At 44.8% G+C, this 3,231-nt stretch carries 2 protein-coding genes; one reads left to right on the top strand and one right to left on the bottom strand.

Annotated elements, in window-relative coordinates:
• Positions 1 to 127: LPXTG cell wall anchor domain-containing protein (locus ACZ25G_RS08890; RefSeq protein WP_463682197.1), on the top strand; the 127-nt coding region annotated here is incomplete at its 5' end.
• Between the two features lie 686 nt (positions 128 to 813).
• Here the strand turns inward: ACZ25G_RS08890 and ACZ25G_RS08885 are convergent.
• A partial coding sequence (locus tag ACZ25G_RS08885; RefSeq protein WP_463682196.1) for an ABC transporter permease occupies positions 814 to 3,231 on the bottom strand: 2,418 nt, incomplete at its 5' end.

Below are 3,231 nucleotides of genomic sequence, written 5' to 3'. Positions count from 1 at the left end.
ATCCGGTTCTGGCAACAGTGACAAAGAGAACCCGTCTTCTGGAGATCACAGCATGATCGCTGGAGCACTGGCAGTCCTGGCCCTGAGTGCTGGCGCTGTAGTGGTTCTCTCCCGCAAGAAAAAATAATCCCTAGTTAAAAGATCTATCATATTTTTCATACAGTATAAAAGAAGATCGGCCTCCAATTGCGGAGGCCGATCTTCTTTTGGTGATCACAAGAAATGTATTTCTCTTTTCATCAAACAACTCGGAAATCTCATGCTGGCAGTAAATAAGATTTAATACTTCAATATTTTTTAATCACATTGTTAAAAAACGAAAGCACCTCAATATTTTTCATTGAGGTGCTTTCGTCAGGTTCTCAATATCTTGCCAGAGTATGTTTTTGACATGCATTTGACTCCGACATCTGTCGGATTATAATTCCCGGAAAATGGGAATTCTGAAAGTTGTGCTATTGTTTGCCGTGCGCCATAAGGGTAAAGCTTATGAACACGGCCTGTTTTCCAATCAGATTCCCCCTTTCTAGTTTTTATGTCCCACGGTTTTCGGGCTCTGAAAACCGCAATGATCATTACCTTTGGGTTTATGATATATAAAATTGTAAAGCGGTTATGTGATGGTTATTTGAAGATCACATGAATAATAACAGAAAATACACGGCATTCAAATTGTTTTGTTATCGCAATGTTTTGCAGGCTGATCTCGAGGAAAAGGAGATCACCAAAAAAGCGCAGATCGATACTGCGCTTTTTTCATTTATTTGATTGTGTCTAGTTACTTACTTAATTCTCCACATAGATATATTTTTCTCACTCCGAGCGCAAGGCGGTAACAGGATCGCTCTTTGCCGCTTTCCTAGAGGGGATGAGACCGCCGATCAATGTCAAAACCACGCTGAGCCCAATCAAAATGACGCCATAAACAGCGGGGAGCGAAGCGTTGATGTCTGTTGTTCCTGCGAGAGAATGGATTAGTGCATTTCCCGGAATTAAAAGGAGCAGTGTCAATCCAATGCCGATGATGCCAGCACATAGCCCAATGATAAAGGTTTCGGCATTGAACACCTGAGAAACATTGTGTTTGGAGGCACCAATGGCCCGGAGAATACCGATTTCCTTTTTCCGCTCCAGTACACTGATGTAGGTAATAACGCCAATCATAATAGAGGACACAACAAGAGAAATCGCTACGAATGCAACCAGTACATAGCTGATGGTATCCACAATTTCAGTTACAGAAGACATCAGCGTTCCCACCATATCCGTATAGCGTATCATCTTACTTTCGTCGCCTTGCGCTTCCATACGGCTGTTGTAATCGTCAAGAATTTCGGTGATAGCCGTTTTACTAGAAAAATCATACGGATAAATAGAAATTTGATTTGGATCCTTTAGGTCAGCATATCCAAAGTTTGTCAAATTGTTCTCATAGGACGCATCTTCGCTGGACATAAGGGAACGGAGCAGTTCGGTAAGTTCCTCTTCACTCATATTCATCTGGATGGCAGAATGAAAGGTGTCTGAGTCGATTTGGAAAGCTTGCCCCAGGTTATTTCCCAATTGTTCCATGGCCTGCTGCATTCCGCTTTCCATATTGGTTGCTATTTGACCCATGAGTTGCTCTATCACAGAGGAGATTTGGTTTTGCATCGCCTGCATGATCGCCTCGGTAAAAGAAGACATCATCGTCTGCATATAATTGCCCAATACACTGGAGAGTTGGGCCTGTAATGTTTCCGTATCCAGGATCCCGGCGATGCCGGCGGCTATCTGCTGCTGGGCCTGGGGTGTCTGTAAATAAGCGGAAAAATGCTCGCCCATTTTACTCGGATCAGGAAGCTGATTGGCGATGGCATATTCCTGATAGCCGCTCATTATGCCGCTGATCAGCGCTTGTATTTGCTCTGGAGAGATTGTGATTTCGCCGCTTATCTGTAAAACATCTGCAGCACCTTCTGCGATGATTTGCTGTGCCTCCGGCGTCTGCAGATATAACGCCAGGTATTCGCTGAACCGATCCGGATCAGTCCACCCGTTGGAGGCCGCATACTCCTGGAATCCGGACATAATGTTCTGCACCAACTCCTGGAGCTGTTCGGGAGACACAGTGACCGTTAAATCGGATTGGATGATCTGCTTGATGCCTTCTTCTAAAATCTGTTGTGCTTCCGGAGTCTGTAAATAAGCCATAAAATATTCATCGAGACGGGAATAGTCTGCCTCTGGATGCTCTACAGCATAATCGTTATATCCAGCTAACAGATTGCCAGCGAGCTCCTTTATCCCTTCCGGTGAGATAGAAAGATCCAATTCACCCATCAGATCTTCCAGTGTCAGATCAGGCAAATCCGGAAAATCAAAGGTGAACTCATCCGGATCCACTAGATCAGACAGATTCAGGGAACCGCCGTCCATATTAAGAAGGCTTGACCAATCGATCTCTATTGCACCTGCATCAAATCCAAATGCATTCTGGAGAGCGTCTTCATCAATAGTGAAGAGAGAATCCAGATCAAAAGGGCTCTGGCTGTTGTCTTCGCCAAAAGGATTGCCCGTGAGCACATTGACATCTGGATTTTCTATTTGTTCCTGCACAATAGGGCTGTCAGCGGCCTGTTCCACCACATACTCCGTCAAAGAAGCTGGATAGGCAATTCCGGTGCTTAGCATAGCGGCCGAAGCGTCCTCCGCGGGCTGCACTACGCCCACAATTGTAATGTCTTCGCCATTGCTGACCAGATTTTGCATATATGCGTCATCGTCGGATTTATCTGTCCACACATCATAAGTAGAGTCGTATTCATAGTAATCGGAGGCGTTTACCAATTTAAAGGAGATGCCAAGGAAGTCTTCATAGTTGTATGATCCCATATTGTCAGGTGTGTCCACCGCTTCATTTGCAAGAAACTCCTGGATCATTTCATCCAACTCGAGAGGATCTCTCAGGCCCAGTGTATACAGCATAAAATCGCTAATACTACCATTAGGGGTAAGAACCACAACACACTCATTATACCGTTGCGGCCAGCGCCCGGCCTTAACATCATATTGTTCGCGAAATAGCTCCGTATTCTCCGGCATTTGATAAAAAACATTGGTACTCATCATGGAGGACATAAAGCTATCAGATTCTGTACCGATGCCCAATGCGGAAAAGGAATGATCAGGATTCACCTGCCGGATGTTGTCGCCATGCCGGCTGTAAATTTGCGGTGCTACATCATAAGA

The organism is Zongyangia sp. (assembly GCF_965361945.1).
The sequence above is the reverse complement of the archived record's forward strand: the minus strand, read 5'-3'. Positions and strand labels throughout refer to the sequence as shown.